Genomic DNA, 19,328 nt, shown 5'->3' with positions numbered 1-19,328 from the left:
AAAAATAAACTATGGCTTATAAAGAACTTCACTCCAGATTAAAATAGATTGTAGTTCTTCTTGCTTTTATTATATCACAAACCATTATAAAATAGAATATCTCATGAACCAAAAAGTTCATGAGATATTGCTTCCTATTTAATATAAATTTTAAAATAGTTTATACTTTATTAGCTTAATATACATTTTAAGTAAATTTTTTTTCGTAAATTTAACTTCTTTTCGTCTTATTGAATAGAAAGACAATGGATTTTCATTCATAGCTTCTAAGCATATTTTTTCTGTTTGGTTATCTACATCCTTAAGTGCTAATCCATCTTTTTTTACTGCTATTAAACACATTTCCTCTGTTTGATTTTCTATATATTGCAAGACCATTGGTGATTTTCTTATAGCCTTTATACATATTTCATCGAGCTGTTCGTTTGAAAATTTACCTCTTAATTCATCCCATTTTACATGTTTTAAATACAAACCATTTTGTTTTACTGCTTCAAGGCATATTTTAGCAGTTTGATTATTTACAAATACTAAAGCCAATCCATTTTGTCTTACTGCCTCAACACATATTTCTTCTGTCTGTTCTTTTACATATTTTAAAGCATTTCCATTCTGCTTTACCGCTATAAGACACATTTCCTTAGTCTGTGCATCTACAAATTTTAAAGCATTTCCATCTTCCTTTACTGCCTCAACACATATCTCTACAGTCTGATTTTTTACAAACTTAAGAGCATATCCATTTTGTATTACTGCTTCTTTACATAATTCTTCTGTTTGTTCCTCCACATACTCAAGTGTTGACCCATTCCTCCTTATTGCTATCAAGTATAGTTTATATACTTGTTCCTTTGATAGTATATCCCTATTTACATACTTGAGTGCATTTTCATCCTTTTTTACTGCCTCTATACATATTTCTGGAGTTTGTTCTTTTACAAATTTCAAAGCACTTCCTTCTTGCCTTACTGCTATTAAACATATCTCATTAATCTGTTCGTCTGAAAGTTTATCCTTTAACTTACTCCATTTTATATATATTAATGCACTTCCATATTTTTTTACAGCTTCAATCCATAAGTTATATATCTGTTCTTTAGCTAAATTAAGTTCGTCCCAATTTACATATTGTATAGACCAGCTATACTTCTTAACTGATTCAATACAAATTTCATAGCTTTGATTATTTATATATTGAAGTGCATCTCCATCTTGTCTTACTGCTATTAAAAAGATATTCTCTATTTGCATTTCTGTTAAGCCATCTAATATTACATACTCTAAAGCTTTACCATTTTCTTTTACTGCTTTAGTATATATGTTATATAATTGTCTGTTACTAAGTTTATCTATTAGTTGTTTTAAGTCTATAAATTCAAGATTTAAACCTTGATACTTTACCCCTTCTATACATAGTTTTTCTAACTCTTCACTTGTCATTCGGTTTTTTATTCGTTTCCATTTTATATACTTTAAAGATTCTCCATTTATTTTTATTGCTTCCATGCAAATATTAAAATTTTGATCAACGAAAATTAAATTCCTACAGTCTTCCCTTATTTTTAATAAATTATGTTTTTCTAATTTCATAAGAAATCCCCTTTTTTTATTTATGTAATTATATTGAATTGGCAAATTATTTATAATAAATGTATTTATGAGACTCATATTTCTTAGTTTTTCACATTTACCTTTTACTAAAAAATTCAATTTTCTATAAAAATTTATAATTTTTTGATTATAAACAATATATCAAACAATTTATAAGATAAAATTAAATAATTACTGATATAATTTATTTCCAATAAAAAATAATTTTTTTAGCTTTAGCTATATTACTATTTATATCTTCAATCAATTTTTTTATATTATTGAGTCCTTCTCCACCTTTAACAACTTTACATTGTTCATAATAATCTTCGACAAAACTCTTTTTAATACTATAAAAACTTGAAAGTTCTATTTCAACCAAATCCTCTTGATTATAAAAATCAACAAAATTTTGGAAAAAGTCAAATTCTGATTGATCCATACAATTTGATTTTAAAAATACATCCCCTTCTATTTTATTTATAACTACATATATGTTATAGGAAAACATAAAAATTACCTCCTTTAATTTTTAAAAAGATATATGGGCCCTTTTATATCTCCTTTATTTATTATTAATAATGATACTATTTTGTTAAGATTTTTAAAATAAAGAATTGAAAATTTAAATATTTAAAATATTAATTCTCTATGATATTATGAAAATGGAAAGAGGTGAATTTCTATCTTAAAAAAGATTAATTATCCATTTATAAAGGTTTTTATTGATAGTAAAAACAATGTACATTATGTAAGACATTTTGATAGTAAAAACAGTTGTCCTAAACATTTAGACTGTGTAGGTACAGATTTTATAGACTTTATATTACTTGATTTATCTAAATATAAAGAACAGTTAAAATTATATTATGATTATGATAAACAAAAAACTAATTTTTACAATCTACCTGAGGATCATTATGGTATATATATGGTTATCTATAAAATAGCCAATATTATTAGTGAGCATGAAATAGCACATTTTTATTTAATAGGTAAATTAAACAAGGTTTTTAACAGTAAAACTACCCTATTAGAACAAATAGATTTAGCTTTTAATGTTTTAAATGAGTTAGTTATACTTCATGATATTTTCCAGGATGGAGCTAATATATGTTTTGACATAGATTTTTCTACAGCATTTAGTAAAGTTGAAAGATTCGCTGTTTTTTTAGGAAAATATCCAAGCTATGCAAATTTCTCTTTAAACACTAAATTTGCTATAACTGTTACAGAAAATGGGAGAATGGATTTTGATTCTGTTATGAGTATAAACAACAAAAGTATTAATAATAATCGAGAATTAGTTTCTATTATAGGAGAACAATCTACTGGTAGAGTTAGCTTAATTAATTATATTATTTTAGAAGAATTAGAGGAATTTCTATTCTATGAATTTTCTGAGATGGCCAAACTTGGATTAGTGGTTAAAAAATGTAATCTTTGTGGAAAATATTTTATATTAAAGAATAAGCACAATACCTTATTTTGTAATAGGATATATAAAGATAACTTTACCTGTAAACAAATTGGTAATAAAGAATCATATAATAATAAAGTCTTAAAAGATTCTATACTTAAAAAATATGAAAAGATTTATAAAGCTAATTATGCTAAAATGCAACGAGATGAAGCAAAAGAGATGCATGGATTAAACAATGGAATAGCAAGAGATAAGTTTAAAAATTGGTCAAAAAAAGCACAACATTTGAGAAAGGAATACTTAGCTAAAAAGATTTCAGGTGATGAACTAATATTACATATAACAAATAAATAGAGAGTGATTTTTATCACTCTCTATTTATCTGTTTTATGAAACTAATTTAGTAAACATTTCTATTAATTCATTTTTTGATACTCCAAATTCATCCCATTTTATATGGTTGAAAGATCTTATATCTTGCTTTAAGGCTTCTAAGCATATTGTGTAGTTCTGTTTTTCTACATACTTAAGTGCATTACCAACTTTTTTGACCGCTATTAAACACATTTCTTCTGTCTGTGCTTCTACAAACTGAAGTGCATAAGGACTTCTCTTAACTGCTTCTAAACATATTTCTTCTGTCTGATCTTCTACAAATCTTAAAGCCCAACCAGTTTCTTTTACTGCTTCTAAACATATTTTTTCTGTCTGTTCCTTTACATACTGTAAAGCCATTCCGTCATCTCTTACTGCTTTTATACATAACTCCTCAGTTTGTCTTACTGCTGTATATAAACTATCTTTAATTTGAATCATAAATATTCCTCATTTCTATTTAGTATTTATCTATACTCTTTAAAGCTTTCACATACCATAAATTTTCTATATCACTATTACTTATCTCTTTTAAATCTTCTTCTCTTTCAATAACTCCCCAAAAACTTTCATTCCCATAAATTATTTCATTTAATTCAAACACAAACATAGCAGGGTTTGTTCCAGAACTTATATCTAATTCTTTTGTCTTAGGAGCATAACTTATTAATAAGGAATTTGATAACTCTCCAAGATAAAGACCTAAGTATGTTTTATTCTCATATTCTTTTTTACATGGTCTTACCTTAACAAATTTTCCTATTTCAGATTTCCTATAGCTACCTTTGTTTATATATTTATCATTTATTTTTGATACTTGAATTGGATATTCTATATTGCCACTTCTATAGTTTTCACACATAAAATTTTCTTTAAATTCATTAGCTCCTGCTATTCCATCCATCTCATTTATTTTTATATATAATTTATTACTTTCTAAAATTTCACAGTTTCTAAGAAATTGTTTAGAACAACTAAAACAATTTTTATCCATATAGTTACACCTCTTTTATTTTATATAATAAAATAGTATCATGTTTGTTGTTTATATTCAATAAAATTATCACTATTTTTTATTAGTATTAAATTCTTCCCACATTAATCCTATCATCTACCCAATTTCCTTCTAATTTATCTATATCTAAATCCCATATTCCCTCTTTTATTATTTTAGAGAATGAAAACTCAGGGAAAAATAAGTCATCTATAATTAAATCTGGCTTTGGCATACAGAAGGTGATATAATCTACCAAATTTGCTTTATTAATTATTTCTTTCGTATAATTTAAACCACCCTTTGACCAAATTATTATATTAGCTTTTTTAGATAACTTTATTATGGACTCTAATGCTTTTGGGAAAAATGAATCCCCCATATTTGGAGTTATGGTATCATCCACATCTATATATATAGTTGCTAAGTCATCTTTATATTCTTTCATTTAATTCACCTCTTTCTCCTCTAACAAGAACTTTGGAATTAAAATACCATTATTTTCTTTAGCCCAAAACTTTATGTCTTGAGTTGGAATTGAGCTATCTCCTATTTTATAATTCCAAATAAAAGGATTTGTATCTTTTAGATATTTAACCAAATCCCAAGTGTTTATGTTCTTAGTAATATTAAGTATATCTTCAATGACCTCTTTTTCTTTCTTAGTAAATAAGTTACAATCTGCAGGGCAAACATCTTTTATTATATGAGATTCAAATGTCTTGCTAATTTCAAACCAAACCTTTGGCATAGCTGGCCCATAATCCCAAGCTTCAAACCTTTCATCTAAATTTAAAAAGATGCTCTCGTTATATAAATATAAATATTTTGCTTGAATTAAATACAATAACTTATTTAATCTCAAATTATCTATTGCTTTATTCAATTTATTTTCACAGTACCATAGTACATAGGTTGCTACATCTTGAGCACTATATCTGGACTCTATAAAAATACTTGTATTTACCATAAAAATCCCTCTATTCTTTACTTAAATTTAACTTTTTATCTAATAATTCCTTAGATATCAATACCCCATTTCTTTTTTCTATATAATATTCTATATCAAATGAAGATATTGTTTGTCTATCCATAAAATGCTCTGGCTCCTCTAACCTTAGATATTCTATTATATCTTTAGTACTTATATCTTTAGTAAGTTCAATTACCTCCTCAATAGTGTCTTTCTCTTTACCTTTTACTAAATCATTGTTTTTAGGTATGATACCTGTAATTGGCTTTGAATTAAATTCATAAAAAGTAAACCAAACTTCTGGCATTGCAGGTCCATAATCCCAAGCTTCAAACCACTCAAATTTATCACTAAAGATACTATCTTTATATAAATAAAGATATCTCTCTTGAATTAAATACAATAATTTTTGTAATCTCAAATTTGTGGATGGATTTTTTAATTTATTTTCACAATACCATAAGATATAATTTGCAATATCTATAGCATCATAATCATTAAACTCTATACAACCCATAAAACTTCACCTCTTTTATCTTAGATTTCAACCTCTTTATTTTCTATCTTTTTCAACTTAGACTTATATTCTTCATCTGTAATTTTCTCTTTACTTTGACAAGAATTATAATAACTAATCCATATAAAGTCTTTTGTACATATTAGAATTGGCTTATATGGATAATGTTCACTATTATCTATATACTTAGAATATTTACATTTTTTCTGTTCACATACAACCATTTTTACTCCTCCTTCTATAATTTTTCATTTATTTTTCCTTAGATATCCAATACAAAATCTCCCATACAGGAATCGTTTTTTCTTTGAGAGTACAATATGCTTTCCAGGTCTCTTCTCTCTGGGTTTCTTTTATTAAATCTTCAATATCCCTGTATGCCAATGACTCCACCATATCATTTATAAATTTACTATCATCCTCTGTAGATATCTCAAAATATCTACATGGGCGAATTCCTGTTATATCTTCTACTCCATAATTATTATAGGAATAATAAACATCTGGAAATACAATTCCATAGGACCAGGCCTCCATGTCATTCTCAAATAATAGTTTATTAAATTTACAAATATACTCCTTTTGCAAAAAATATAAGATTCTTTGTAATTTAGAATTATTTATTGGTTTGTTTAATTTATTTTCACAGTACCATAAAATATATTCAGCCACATCCATTGCATCATAATTAGGACAAAATCCAGTAAGATTAATAAATTCCATAAAATTTCCTCCTCTTTTATAATTATTAAATATAAAACCTATGTTTTGTTTAATCTATTATATAAATGAACATAATAAATAATTCACATGTATAACTACATGTGAATTAAAAAGCTTCTGATTCTAATATTTCTTGTATATTAAGTATTAAATCTTTTGTAGCATTAACTTCATTGGCAGATACATTTCTGTTGTTTAAATCTAACCAATCTAAATATCTTTTGTCTATATTATTATTAATGGAGATGTAATCTGAAAAATTGTCTTTCAAAGAAATCAAATCTTTTTCAAAATTCTCAATATCTATATCTTTATATTTAATTAATTTATTAATAGGAACCGTATCTTCTTTCTTTAATAGAGTCCCAACTTCTTGTATCAACTGAAAATCTTTTAATTTTTCTAATAGGCAAGTTAAATACATTCCAAATTTTATGATATCTTTCTCTTTCTCTACAAACCATTTTTCTTGATATTGTTTTTTACAAATCTTCATTTCTTCATTTAACTTATCTATTAATGGTTTTTTCTTTATAAACATTAGCTCATCAGAGCTATCTCTAATTTCAATCATTAGTTTATTTTTGTTCAATTCTATTTTCTTAATATGATTTTTAAACTCTTCTAAGCTTTTTAAAAACATTGGTATCTCTTCCAAGTATTCTATTTGCAATTCTCTACCATCTTGAAAATATATTTTTTTAAAATCCTGAATTTCTATTTCTTCTATTTTATCAGTTCTCCCAATGTATTTTTCGCCTCTTATTTTAAGAAAATTTATTTTATTTTGATCCATGTTTAATACTAAAAAATTTTTTGGATAATTATAATATAAACTTTCTAAAGGCAATCTGTCCTTAATCTTATAATTTTTATTTGATCCATTATCTATCTCAAGACCACTACTTTTTGTATAAGATACTTTATTAAATAATCCTATTTTTATTTCTTCTAAATAATCAAATATATATATCACCTCAACTTATAATCATTACATTAATTATAAAATTTATATTTTATATAGTCAATAAAAATTATAATCTTTCTAATAATTGTGTATATATATTATATATTTTAGTTTTATTTTAATATTTCAAAATAAATTTTAGGAGGTTTTATTATGAATTTTAACAAGGATAATTTAGAAAAAAAATTTTTAAGACATCAAATAATAAGAATTGATGGAAGTAATGTATTTTTTGAAGTTTTATCTAATGCTTTTCCAATAGGAAAAGTACAAATAAATTTTAGGAAATATGATAAAAATGCAAATAAAGGTGAGAAATTTACTCAACAGGTAGATATATTTATAAACATAGAAAATGCCTTAGTATTGTGCCAAGATATATTATCTGGAAAAATGGAAAAATTAGCTGTTCTTTCTGAAAAGGAAGCTAAACAAAAAGATAGTAAGTATCCTCAGCCTATTTGGAAAAATTTAGGTGGTACATCTGTAAAAAAATTGAAAGAACAAAATAAAGAGAGAAAAGATGGCTATGCTCTATCAAGGATGTTAAAATTATCTCCTGGCAAAATTGGATTTTTATTTACAGCAGAAGAAGGTAAAGGAGAAGAAACAGATACAGGACTAATAACTCCAAGATATAATCAAAATCCTGATAGTAGAATTTTGGTCCCTTTAAATTCAGAACAATTAAAGACATTAGCTCTAATGATTAAGATACACATAGAATCTTATCTAACAATAAAATACAATCCATATTTTTCAAATTCGTATTGGGAAAATAAACAATAAAAGAGCCTATGGCTCTTTTATTTCTATATTATCTATTATTAATTGAATAATTGTAAAAATATTTATATTTATTATGTTAAATAGATCTATAGATAAATTATTTGTAACTATTATAGCAAATATCATTTTTAGCACAAACCCAAAAAATCCAGTTACTATTAACCACTTAATACATTTCCTTATTTCACAAAAATTTTTATTTGCGAAAGAGATAAAAAATAATAAAATAAAAAACAGGGTTGGTATGAGGCATATAGCACTATTTACAACAAATAATAAACATATAGTTAATACTATAGAAGTTTTTAATAATAAGTTTTTATAGTCTCCTAATAGATCATAATTTTTAATTTTATACTCTATAAAATCATTGATTGATTGAGACAGATTCCCTATTACAACATTTGTGACTTCATCATTGTTTTCTTTAAATTTTAATCTCCTGCCAATATAAATAGTTAAAAATGTACAGATAACACTATAAATAAAAAGTTCCCATTTAGCTACAATAAAGGATGCTATTATGGAGATAATTAGTATCCCACAGCATAACAATAACTTAGAATCTATTTGAGTAAAAGGTATAAGCTCTTCCTCTAACATTTCTTCTTGATCTTTTATATATTTTTCTTTTTTAATTTTTCTATCTCTATTTCTAATTATATTCATATTTATGCTCCTTTCTTTATATATATATTGTATTAAAATATATTTTTATTCGTTTTTATTGACTATATAAAATATAAATTTTATAATTAATATAATATACTAATTATAAAGGAGAGAATAATGAAACTGAAAGCTAAAAAAATAATAAAAACATTATTTATTTTATTATTTATAGTAATAATGTTTGTTGTTAGCTTCTTTACCTCCTATACATTATCCAATAATAAGATCGAGACAAAAAAGGTAAAAGAAGATACGATAAGTATAAATAAAAAAGAAAATAAATTCAAAAAAATAGAAGGCATTACAAATATACTTCTTTTGGGCACAGATGAAAGGAGCTCTAATGTTACTACACGAACTGACACAATGATAATTTTAACTATAGATACAATAAACAATAAGATAAAATTGACTTCTCTTTTTAGAGATGCTTTAGTTAATATCCCTGGCCATAATAAAAGCAAACTTAACCATGCATATGCATATGGAGGGGTTGATCTTTTAGAAAAAACTATTGAAGAAAATTATAATTTAAGTATAGATAAATATGCATTAGTTAATTTTAATGATTTTGTTAAAATTATAGATGTTCTTGGTGGAGTAGATGTTGAAATAAAAAAATCTGAACTTAAAGATTTTAACAAGCATCTAAAAGATATACCTAATAATTCAGAAGAAATAAAATCTCCAGGTTTAAAAACTTTAACTGGTGCCCAAGCATTATCCTATACAAGAATAAGATATAATTCTGGTGGAGAGCAAGGTAGAACAGAAAGACAAAGAAAGGTTATTAGTTCCATGGCAGAAAAAATGAAACATGTTAGTGTGTTTAAATATCCATCTATATTAAATACCATTATAAAATACATTGATACTAACTTAAACTTTAAAGATATATTAGATATATTATATACAGCTAATAAAATAGATTTTAATACAATTGAAACTCTATGTATCCCATTTGAAGAACTCTCCATATGTGGTAAATATAAGGATTATGGTTGGGTTTTTAGAACTGATTTAGATTTAACAGCAAAACTACTAAATGATTATATATTTAAAGATATTCCTGTTAATTTAAATAACATCAGCAAAAATAATCTTACAATTATTGAATAAAATTCAATTAAATATATCTAAAATTTCTCGTATAATAAACTTAAATATGCTACAATGAAGTTATATTTGGAAAATTATGGAGAGTGATTAAGATAGATAAAAATGACAATGAGAAAAAACAATTAAAAGATTCACTTATAGGATTTTTAATTAAATCGTTTATTTTAAATGTTTCTTTTATTTATATGAATAACCACATGGAAGCAAGTATAATGACTTTTTCGCTTCCTTCTGGAAAAACTCTTTTTTCTGTTGATGGTTTCCCTATATTAAAGTTCTTACTTTTTTCATCATTGTTGATTGAATTTTTTATACTTATAATTGATATGATGAATTATTATATTAAAAATTTATAGATATAAATTAATAATACCAAGTGGATATCCACTTGGTATTATTATGTTTATTTTTTCTTCCTATTAAAGAATAATCCTCCTATGGCCAATAATCCTAAAGCTACAGAACTTAATATTCCTTTATCCCCTGTAGAGGGGCTTTTACCATTTGAATCTAAGCTATCAGTATTTGTTTTTTCTTCATTGTTGTAATTATTGTCATCATTGTTATAATTATTGTTATCATCATCATCATTAGGATTTTTATTATCTGGTTCTTTTCCACTATAATCGTCATTGACCACTATTGTTCCATCTGGTCTGATTATAGCTCCATTAATAAATTTATCTGAGCTACCATCTGGTTTAATAACAATTACATTTGGAGGTATTATGATGTTTCCTTCTTCATCTATAGATGGAGTTTCTCCATCTGGCTTTATTACTGTCCCATCTGGTGTTACTATTGAACCATCTGGTTTTATTACATTTCCGTTTTTATCTATATAAATGTCATTTTGTCCATCTCCATCTTGATTATCATCTATGTCAGGTAAATTACTTGAGTTATCTTCATCTTCATCTTGATTAGGCTGATTAGGCTTAGAAGGTATATGGTCTCCTTCTTCCTCTTCGTTGTCGTTTTCGCCCCAATCTGGATTTGGATCTGGTTTTTCTCCAGCCCCATTATCCCAGCCACCTTCATAGACATAAACACCTCTACCACAATAAGAAGTATTTCCATTACTATCTGTTACTTTGTATGTTAAATAATAAATCCCTGGTTTTAAAGTATTAACATATCCACTAACTTTTAATTTATTAGTAATATACCCATCTTCTTCATCATATGCTCTTACATCGCTATAAGGATTAAATTCTGTTCCTACAGCTATATATGCAGGATATGCATATATTTGAGGGAATGCTCCATTGCCTTCAGTATTTGAAGGGTCATTTGAGTCAGAATCCTCCTCTATTTCATAGTCTACAACATGGACAACTCTATTCCATCTAACTCTATTATCTCTTGAATCTCTTACATAATAGCTTACAATATAATCCCCTACTTTACTTGTGTCTAAGTTGGTCGTATATGTTACCTTAGAAGTTAAATCCCCATCTTCTATATCTGTTACTTTAATTCCATCCATAACATTATATTTAGAACCTACTTTTATATAAACTTCTTCATTTAGCATATTTACAACTGGAGCATTATCAATCTTGTCAGGTTTTTTATCTGGTATATTCTCATTAAAATCTGCCACTCTTATAATAGCAGTTTCTTCTGTTAATTGTCCTTTAAAATCCATAACACTATATGTAATAGTATATTCTCCTACTCTATTTACATTTACAAATCCATTAACCTTTATATAGTTAGTTAAATCTTCGCCTTTAAAATCATGAGCTTTTATTCCTTGTAATACATCGAATTTACTATCCACCATGATTACACTATCTTTTACTCCTTCTATTACTGGAGGTCCAATAGGGCTCTCTTCATTTCCAAATTCTCCTAATTCGTAGTGAACAAGTTGGCCAGCATTTCCAAAAGTATCATAGGGAATAAAATGAATGTACTTATAGTCTTCAGGATTAAATTCTATTTCATTTGAAGAAACAGATGTTTTTACTATTCCTGTCTCTAAATTATCTTCTCTTTTGTTGCTTAGTTTCCATCTATAGTATTCTATTTCTCCACTAAATTCAACACCTACATCCCAGTCTCTGCCCTCTTCATCTGTCATATCTCTTACTATTGTATTATCTTTTTTCAATCTTGTTCTAACTTGATAGGTCTGAGATACACCTCTATCTCTTGCATTTATATTTAATTTCATGTGATCATCTATGTTACTTTCTTTTCTTAGAGATACATCACTATTTATATTATTTTCTTCTATGCCGTCTATACTTTCAATATCTTTTTCTTCTACAGGGTTATAATCCTGTTCCTCAGATACGCTATTTTCTTCTTCAGCTTCTTGGTTTTCAGTTATACTGTCTTCTTCCTCTGTAGGTTGTTGTTCTTCTTTATCTTCAGTTACTCCATTTACTTCTGGACCATAGATATCTTTTGTATTATTATCTACAAAAGATAAATCTTCAGTATATCCTATAGTAGAATAATTATCTAAAACACTATTCCACTTTCTTACTTCATAGAAAACATCTTCTCCTAAAACATTTTTATCCCAAGATACAACTACATTGTTATCTTCTTTATTAGCAGTTACTTCTATTTCCATATCTCCATGTACAAGAATATTTCTTTTTACCTCTCTTATATTCCCTGATCTATCTTCTACTTTATAAGTTAATTTGTATTTCCCATTTTTACTTGTATTAACTGAACCTATTACTTGTATTTTGTTTGTTATATCTCCATCTTCCACATCATAAGCAGTTACTCCAGCAAGAGGATTAAAAGATTCTCCCTCTTTTACTCTTTTTGATGTTAATCCTTTAATAACAGGGGCATAATTAGTATCATATTTACCAGTTATTAAATGATGTATTGTCTTACTCACATTTCCATTCTTGTCTATTGCTTTAATATGCAAGAATTTAGATTTATTATTTTTTATATCTATATCTTCTGCATTCTTTATATTAACAGAATTCTTAACTTCTGTATTTTCTTTTTCATCTATTATATAGCTAAATCCAGCTAATCCTGCTGTAACTTTACCATTTCTAATTTCACTGGAATTTATTACATTATTATCTTTATCCAAAGCTTCTACAAAGTATCTATATGTAGTTCCTAAGTCCTTAGACATAACTTTAAGCTTAATCTTATCTGTATTATCTATTTCCTTATTCAATTTTCTTAATATTTCTTTACTTAAAGAAACAACTTTTCTTGTTTTAATAGAATCTTCATTTATTTCTCCTAAATATGTTATAACAGGAGAACTTATATCTGTAGCAGTATTATCTATAAACTGTGTATCATTAAATGTTCCTTTTTCTTCAAAAGAAAACCCATTTTCATTTGTTCTATAAAGAACATATTTAACAGCATTATTAACCTTAGTCCAATTAACTTCTAAATTATTACTTCCTTCTTCTATATTAACTTCCATATCTCCAGTTACATGGACCTGTACAATCTCTTCCACTTGAATACCTTTTGAATCTTCAACTGTGTATTTTATTTTATATACACCCTTTTTATTGTTATTAACTTCACCTTCAACTTTAATTTTATTAGTTAAATCACCATCCTCAAAATCATATGCAGATACTCCTTGTAATTTGTCAAACTCTTCTCCTATGCTAATAACTCTGTTTTTCCCAGGTAAAGTTATTCTTGGCTTATTGTTGTAAGTATCATCGGATAATTTTATGTGCTTAGTTTCTGTTTTATTGCCATTGTTGTCTATTGCATATATATGGAGATAAGTATTATCTGTTACATTTTTAAACTCAAATTTACCATCTGTATTGTTTACTTCTCCACTAATTTCTGTATTTGGACTCTCATCTACTAAATATCTGTATCCTTTAAAACCAGATGTAATTTTTGTCTTTACAGTATTAGAATATGCAGTTTGGTAATTATCTTCATCGTAGCTTTCCACGTTATATTCATATTCTGATCCTAAATCTTCAGAATGAAATTCCATTTTAGCTGTTCTTTCTTTATTTAATATTAAAGAATATTCCATCTTAGGAGAAACTTTATCTTCAGCTAAACTATCACTAAACAAGCTCTCTTTTAAATTATCTTTTATTATTTCAAAAGAATTTTCTTCTTTTCTTAGAATTTTATAATATTCTGCATCTTTATACTTATTCCAATTTAAAACAATATTATCTTTTTTATCTAAATTTAAAACAATATCTTGATTCGCTATAATATTATCCACCTTTACACTATCTTCATACTTACATACTTCATAAGAAGAACCATTATTATTGTCTACATTTTCATATTCCACGACAAATCCTTCTATATCAGTCCAATATGGATCGGGGGCGTTATTTGTATCATTCCATAACCCATTTGAATTTTTAATAGACACCATATAATCTTCTGTTCCTCCGAAGTTGTTTGGTTCTCCAGCACACCAGTTCGTAAATTTAACAAACTCTCCTGTTACCCATTTCCATTGTCCTTCTTTTTCTTCGTCTGTCGCTCCAAGCCAAACCGTTTTTGTTGTTAAAGAATTAAATAAGTTAAGTTCATGCTTTGATTTAATTGTTGCTAAGTGACCTTTTAAACCTTTGTACTCCATTTTTTCAGCTTTTAATTTTGCATTTTTCCAACTAATTCTTCTATCTGCTACAAACTGATAATAATTTCCATTTACAGGATTATATATTATATCATCTACGCTATTATTTTGTAATCTTACATTAAATATAAAACTTGTGCTGTTGTCATGTTCAATTTGTATGGATTTTATTAATTCTTCAGCCTCTTCACGTGAATAATTTCCTGTTAATATTATTTGTTGTCCCTTAGTCGTTTTTTGTACACCTTTATCTTTATATTTTATTAATATACTGTCATTATAACCTTCGCTTATATATAATTTTATCCCACTTATTAGTTCATTGCTATTATTTACAACAGTAGCATTAGGAAAAGAAACAACAAATCTTTTTTTGTTAGGTTCTCCTAAATTAATACTCAAATAATCCAAATTTTCTTTTACTGTTATTTCTTTTATTGCTTTGCTTTCCTGTTGTTTACTATCTTTAACGCTATACTCAATACTCCATTTTCCAAGTACATTTGTATCAAATTGATCAACAATTTTATTAGAAGGATCCTTTATTGTAATACTAATATCTTTAGTCAGATCTCCATCATAATCATCAGTGGCTGTGATATTTTCCATTAAGTTATAATCTTTACCTCTGCTTATACTTATGTTTCCTCCAACATCTAATACTGGAGGCAAATCTTCAAAGATACCACTAATTGGAAGTGTAACTACTTCGCTCTTATTTCCAACCTTATCTAATGAGATTATATGAACATATAATTTACTTGCTAATTCGTTTGCAGGTATAAATCCATCTGTACTATTTATAACATCTCCCAAACTTACTGATGGGGTAGGATTATTACTAACTTCATATGAGTACCCCTTAAATCCTGATTTTATTTCAACCTTTTTCTTATTTGAAATATTAGTCACATCCCCATATTTTGAAACTCCTTCTACATAATATTCGTATGTAGATCCTCTATCCTCTGAATTAAATTGAATCCCTTGTTTTATACCTGTGTCATATAATTGGTACTTTGGAACTGTAGGAGAATTAATGTCTTTTCCATTTACATCTTCAAGATAACTTTCATCTATTTTTTGTGCTAAATAAAAAACAGTATTTGCCAACATATTTTTTTCATCGTTTGTTATACTTTTTCCAGAATGCCCTGTCTGAATCTGTGCTGTATTCCCATGTATACTTAAATAAGCGTTTTGAGATACATTTTTCCCGTTTATCTCTCCTGTAAATCCATTATAATCTTTATTACAATTATAAGGATATACATGTTTTTTAGGATTATGGAATTTTATTATAACATCTTCTTCAAAAGGGAAAGCACTATAATTACTGTGGGAATTTGGTATCTCTAATACATCACCTACTTTTCCTAATTGATTTGGATAATTCAGTGCTTCATGAGATTTATCAATCTCTACTTCATTACTGCAAACCTCAGATGTATTCTTGTATTTATTCATGTAATATTCTTCACTATATTTAGGGAAATTACCTATATTTTCTCCAATATAATGGTGCCCCAGAAGAATTCCAACATTATTTCTTTTAGCCTCATTTATAGCAATCACCGATTTTTCTGGAAGTGCTATAGATGAATTTATATTAGCAAATCCACACGCAATTACATCATATTTATAGTTCCCACTTTCATTTTTTAAATAATAATCTGGGTTATTATTAAAATCAGCATTACTTACAACATCTATATCAATTAAGCCTTGACCAGACTCATTTACCCAATTTTTGAACGTATTTTTAACAGAAACAGTAGGATATATATTTAAAACTTTTACTTTTTCTCCTTTTGCAAAATTGTTTGAAGACATTGTCTGAAAATCGTTTTGTCCTTCTTTTTTCTGCCATATTTTATAGTAATCTATATCTTTTATGTTATTCCAATCAAGTATTACTTTGTTGTTATCTTTATCTACTAAAGCATTAAGCACTATGTCTTGTTTTGCTTTAAGTGGTTCTATCGTTGCAGTATCTTCATACTTAAATTTATCTAAAGTATTAGGATAAGGCAGTTTTTCATCTAAGCCAAATTCTACAATATATCCATCTATTTTCCCCCCACTTGCTATATTAAAATCATCATCCCATAATCTCTGATTATCATTGTAGGAAATAATGTAGTGTTGTTGATTTAAATAATTGTCTGGTCTACCAGGATACCAGTTTGTATATTCAAAAGGTTCTCCTGTAACCCATTTCCAGTTGCCTTCTGCTTCTTCATCAGTTCCACCAAGCCAAACGCAATTAGAAGTTAAATTATGTACTACTTCTTGTTCATTAGCAGAAGTTATTGTTGCTAAATATCCTCGAACTCCTAAAAATTCCTGTTTTTCTGCATCTACTTTTGCTTCTTTCCAAGTTATTCCTGATGCAGAAATAAATTTATAGTAATGATTATTTTCATAGTTGTACACCATATCGTCAACTTCATTTTTACCCAGTCTTACAGTAAATTTAAACTCTTCATTATTTTTATGTTCAATTTTTATAGATTTAATTAATTCTTCTGCCTCATTTATGCTAAATTCATTATTTATCTCTATCACTTGATCTGTTGATACCTTTTCAACTCCATTTAATATATAATGTACTTTAAAAGTATCCTTATTGAAATTTTGAGGGAAATACATTTTTAATCCATCTATTTTTTGTTTTTCATCAGTAGAACTTATTTTTACATTAGGAAATTTCACATACTTACTTGTAACAAGCTCTTTTCCTAAATCTATACTAACATTAAAATCTTTAACTACTCTTAATGTTCTTAAATAGCTTGTAGTATTATCCCCACTATCTTTTACACTATATTTAATTGTCCATTTTCCAAGTATATTTGTATCTAATTCAGAAACACTCTCTCCATTTGGATTCATTATCTCAACAGTTATTTTATCTGTTAAATCTCCATCTATAACATCAGTTGCAGTTACTCCCTTCATAATATCAAACTTGTTATTTTGTAAAATATCTATATTAGCACCTACTTTTAATTCAGGTGATTCATCTTTAAATATTTCTAATTTAAAATCTTTACTTATATTACTATATCGAAGATACAGATTTCTCATATCTAAAGTAGATGAGCTAACAAATTTAATCTCATCATAGTAACCAGGGGCTAAATTGATCATTTCAGCTTCGTTTGAAGAATGTTTTCCTATATCTGTCCAAGTTCCATTCTTTAATCCTTTTACTATGATAATACTATTTCCATTTAAAAAGTAGGCTCCATTTATATAAAGTTCTTTTGTATTCTTTAAAATTAACTGGTTATCTGATCCAGATATAAAATATCCATTACTTCCACTAAACACATTCTCTGCTGTATACTTATCAGCCAAGGAATTCCCTTGTGCTAATACTCCTTCTGGAACATCTTCTGTAAAAGAAAAAGTATCTGGTAATAATGTTATTCTTACATTATTCTCGACCTTATTATCATTATAAATTTTTAAACTTCTAATTATTTCATTTAATTCAGACTCATTACTTACAGTAATTCCACTATCTCCTTCTTTTTCATTATATTTACCATTTTGTATATAAGATATTTTATTTTTATTACTGCTGTTTTTAAAATTAATTAAAAGTTTTACATTATCCCCTTTAGCTGATGCTTCTGTAAAAGAAATACTACCATCATTGTTAATACTTTTTTTCCCTAAATTAAGACTATATTCCGAACGATTGTAATTTATTTTTTCTCTATCACTTTCTTTATTAAATTCTAATTCAGATATAGTACAAGAATCTACCCCAGAATGAGCTTGTTCGATTCGAATACCTTCATACTCTCCAGCTGTGACGTTTACTATTTTTTTACTTTCATCTTTTCCAAACGATGGAGTACCCTCACCTATTTTTGTCCAGCTACCATTTTTTAATCCTTTTATAACAAAATTTTTATTTGCTTTAATAAGTACACTTTCTATATACGTTTTATCTTCAAATAAAATGGTAAATACGCTATTATTTTTATTTATTGCACCATAAAAACTATCACTATTCCCGTCTATTGCTCTTTCAGCCTTATATAATCTTGAAGGTACACCTTCTATACTCTTGTAAAGTGGTAACCCTCCTAATATAATATCAAATCCTAATTTTTTATTATTTTTTGTATCTATTTTTAAAGTTCTTAAAACCTCATTCAATTCATTTTGTGTTTTAACAGGTATTTTTATGTTTTTACCAATTAAAGTTTTTTCTTCCGAATTTAAACTATAAGTAATTGTTACATTTTCATACACATTTCTATTAAAATCAAATCGTAAATAAGTTGGATTATCTATTGTTCCTTTTGCTTCTGGAAAAGTTAAAATCCCATTTGTATCTACATAATTTCCCATATCTAATGAAAAACTTTCACTACTTTTCTCTTTTCCTTCGTTTTGTGCTTTTTTATTTATGGAATTGTTTTCATTGTAAACTATTGCATCTCTCTTTATATTATCTGCAAACACATTATATGGCACATTTGTACTTAAAATTGAAGCAGAAAGAACTATTGAAATTAATTTCTTGTTATCCACAAAACACACTCCTTTTCTTTAAAAATATATACCATTATATGTATATA

At 26.5% G+C, this 19,328-nt stretch carries 16 protein-coding genes; 4 read left to right on the top strand and 12 right to left on the bottom strand.

The window, feature by feature from the left end:
• Positions 1–150: 150 nt before the first annotated feature.
• Positions 151–1,590, bottom strand: coding sequence for a DUF4116 domain-containing protein (locus IC218_RS18685; protein WP_227825182.1), 1,440 nt, complete (start codon positions 1,588–1,590; stop codon positions 151–153).
• A 205-nt stretch (positions 1,591–1,795) separates the two neighbouring features.
• Entirely contained in the window at positions 1,796–2,101 is a 306-nt protein-coding gene (locus IC218_RS18680; protein WP_227825181.1) for a hypothetical protein, read from the bottom strand.
• Positions 2,102–2,521: 420 nt separating this feature from the next.
• On the opposite strand from IC218_RS18680, the gene IC218_RS18675 reads away from it, so the two are divergent.
• A complete protein-coding gene (locus IC218_RS18675) occupies positions 2,522–3,367 on the top strand; it encodes a DUF6076 domain-containing protein (RefSeq protein ID WP_227825180.1) in 846 nt (281 codons plus the stop codon).
• Positions 3,368–3,400: 33 nt separating this feature from the next.
• On the opposite strand, the gene IC218_RS18670 is transcribed toward IC218_RS18675, so the two are convergent.
• The 8 genes from IC218_RS18670 to IC218_RS18635 all read right to left on the bottom strand — a co-directional run bounded on the left by IC218_RS18670 (position 3,401) and on the right by IC218_RS18635 (position 7,571).
• Complete coding sequence (locus tag IC218_RS18670; protein WP_227825179.1) at positions 3,401–3,829, bottom strand: DUF4116 domain-containing protein; 429 nt, start codon at positions 3,827–3,829, stop codon at positions 3,401–3,403.
• Between the two features lie 19 nt (positions 3,830–3,848).
• On the bottom strand, positions 3,849–4,382 hold the full coding sequence (locus IC218_RS18665; protein WP_227825178.1) for a hypothetical protein: 534 nt from the start codon (positions 4,380–4,382) through the stop codon (positions 3,849–3,851).
• Positions 4,383–4,470: 88 nt separating this feature from the next.
• Positions 4,471–4,830 (bottom strand): hypothetical protein, encoded by a 360-nt coding sequence (locus IC218_RS18660; RefSeq protein ID WP_227825177.1) that lies wholly within the window; start codon positions 4,828–4,830, stop codon positions 4,471–4,473.
• Positions 4,831–5,352: a Panacea domain-containing protein gene (locus tag IC218_RS18655; protein ID WP_227825176.1), complete on the bottom strand. Its 522-nt coding sequence runs from the start codon at positions 5,350–5,352 to the stop codon at positions 4,831–4,833.
• 10 nt (positions 5,353–5,362) lie between these two features.
• Positions 5,363–5,872, bottom strand: coding sequence for a Panacea domain-containing protein (locus IC218_RS18650; protein ID WP_227825175.1), 510 nt, complete (start codon positions 5,870–5,872; stop codon positions 5,363–5,365).
• 20 nt (positions 5,873–5,892) lie between these two features.
• Positions 5,893–6,096, bottom strand: a complete 204-nt coding sequence (locus tag IC218_RS18645; RefSeq protein ID WP_227825174.1) for a hypothetical protein — start codon at positions 6,094–6,096, stop codon at positions 5,893–5,895.
• Between the two features lie 28 nt (positions 6,097–6,124).
• Positions 6,125–6,595, bottom strand: coding sequence for a Panacea domain-containing protein (locus tag IC218_RS18640; RefSeq protein WP_227825173.1), 471 nt, complete (start codon positions 6,593–6,595; stop codon positions 6,125–6,127).
• A 106-nt stretch (positions 6,596–6,701) separates the two neighbouring features.
• Positions 6,702–7,571, bottom strand: a complete 870-nt coding sequence (locus IC218_RS18635) for a hypothetical protein (protein WP_227825172.1) — start codon at positions 7,569–7,571, stop codon at positions 6,702–6,704.
• Between the two features lie 144 nt (positions 7,572–7,715).
• Between IC218_RS18635 and IC218_RS18630 the strand changes: the two genes are divergently transcribed.
• Entirely contained in the window at positions 7,716–8,351 is a 636-nt protein-coding gene (locus IC218_RS18630) for a hypothetical protein (RefSeq protein ID WP_227825171.1), read from the top strand.
• Between the two features lie 6 nt (positions 8,352–8,357).
• Here the strand turns inward: IC218_RS18630 and IC218_RS18625 are convergent, their stop codons facing one another.
• The gene (locus IC218_RS18625) at positions 8,358–9,020 is read right to left on the bottom strand and encodes a hypothetical protein (protein ID WP_227825170.1); all 663 of its coding nucleotides are present in this window, start codon (positions 9,018–9,020) and stop codon (positions 8,358–8,360) included.
• Positions 9,021–9,140: 120 nt separating this feature from the next.
• Between IC218_RS18625 and IC218_RS18620 the strand changes: the two genes are divergently transcribed.
• Together IC218_RS18620 and IC218_RS18615 are read left to right on the top strand one after the other, a co-directional pair.
• Positions 9,141–10,142, top strand: coding sequence for an LCP family protein (locus tag IC218_RS18620; protein ID WP_227825169.1), 1,002 nt, complete (start codon positions 9,141–9,143; stop codon positions 10,140–10,142).
• Between the two features lie 83 nt (positions 10,143–10,225).
• Positions 10,226–10,498, top strand: a complete 273-nt coding sequence (locus IC218_RS18615; RefSeq protein WP_227825168.1) for a hypothetical protein — start codon at positions 10,226–10,228, stop codon at positions 10,496–10,498.
• 47 nt (positions 10,499–10,545) lie between these two features.
• Here the strand turns inward: IC218_RS18615 and IC218_RS18610 are convergent, their stop codons facing one another.
• On the bottom strand, positions 10,546–19,281 hold the full coding sequence (locus tag IC218_RS18610) for an immunoglobulin-like domain-containing protein (protein ID WP_227825167.1): 8,736 nt from the start codon (positions 19,279–19,281) through the stop codon (positions 10,546–10,548).
• Positions 19,282–19,328 lie beyond the last annotated feature (47 nt).

The sequence above is a fragment of the Clostridioides sp. ES-S-0005-03 genome (genome assembly GCF_020658455.1).
GTDB lineage: Bacteria > Bacillota > Clostridia > Peptostreptococcales > Peptostreptococcaceae > Clostridioides.
The sequence above is the reverse complement of the archived record's forward strand: the minus strand, read 5'-3'. Positions and strand labels throughout refer to the sequence as shown.

Coding starts and splice junctions, on each gene's coding strand:
- IC218_RS18685 (WP_227825182.1), bottom strand. CDS start 1,590: ATGAAATTAGAAAAACATAATTTATTAAAAATAAGGGAAGACTGTAGG.
- IC218_RS18680 (WP_227825181.1), bottom strand. CDS start 2,101: ATGTTTTCCTATAACATATATGTAGTTATAAATAAAATAGAAGGGGAT.
- IC218_RS18675 (WP_227825180.1), top strand. CDS start 2,522: ATGGTTATCTATAAAATAGCCAATATTATTAGTGAGCATGAAATAGCA.
- IC218_RS18670 (WP_227825179.1), bottom strand. CDS start 3,829: ATGATTCAAATTAAAGATAGTTTATATACAGCAGTAAGACAAACTGAG.
- IC218_RS18665 (WP_227825178.1), bottom strand. CDS start 4,382: ATGGATAAAAATTGTTTTAGTTGTTCTAAACAATTTCTTAGAAACTGT.
- IC218_RS18660 (WP_227825177.1), bottom strand. CDS start 4,830: ATGAAAGAATATAAAGATGACTTAGCAACTATATATATAGATGTGGAT.
- IC218_RS18655 (WP_227825176.1), bottom strand. CDS start 5,352: ATGGTAAATACAAGTATTTTTATAGAGTCCAGATATAGTGCTCAAGAT.
- IC218_RS18650 (WP_227825175.1), bottom strand. CDS start 5,872: ATGGGTTGTATAGAGTTTAATGATTATGATGCTATAGATATTGCAAAT.
- IC218_RS18645 (WP_227825174.1), bottom strand. CDS start 6,096: ATGGTTGTATGTGAACAGAAAAAATGTAAATATTCTAAGTATATAGAT.
- IC218_RS18640 (WP_227825173.1), bottom strand. CDS start 6,595: ATGGAATTTATTAATCTTACTGGATTTTGTCCTAATTATGATGCAATG.
- IC218_RS18630 (WP_227825171.1), top strand. CDS start 7,716: ATGAATTTTAACAAGGATAATTTAGAAAAAAAATTTTTAAGACATCAA.
- IC218_RS18625 (WP_227825170.1), bottom strand. CDS start 9,020: ATGAATATAATTAGAAATAGAGATAGAAAAATTAAAAAAGAAAAATAT.
- IC218_RS18620 (WP_227825169.1), top strand. CDS start 9,141: ATGAAACTGAAAGCTAAAAAAATAATAAAAACATTATTTATTTTATTA.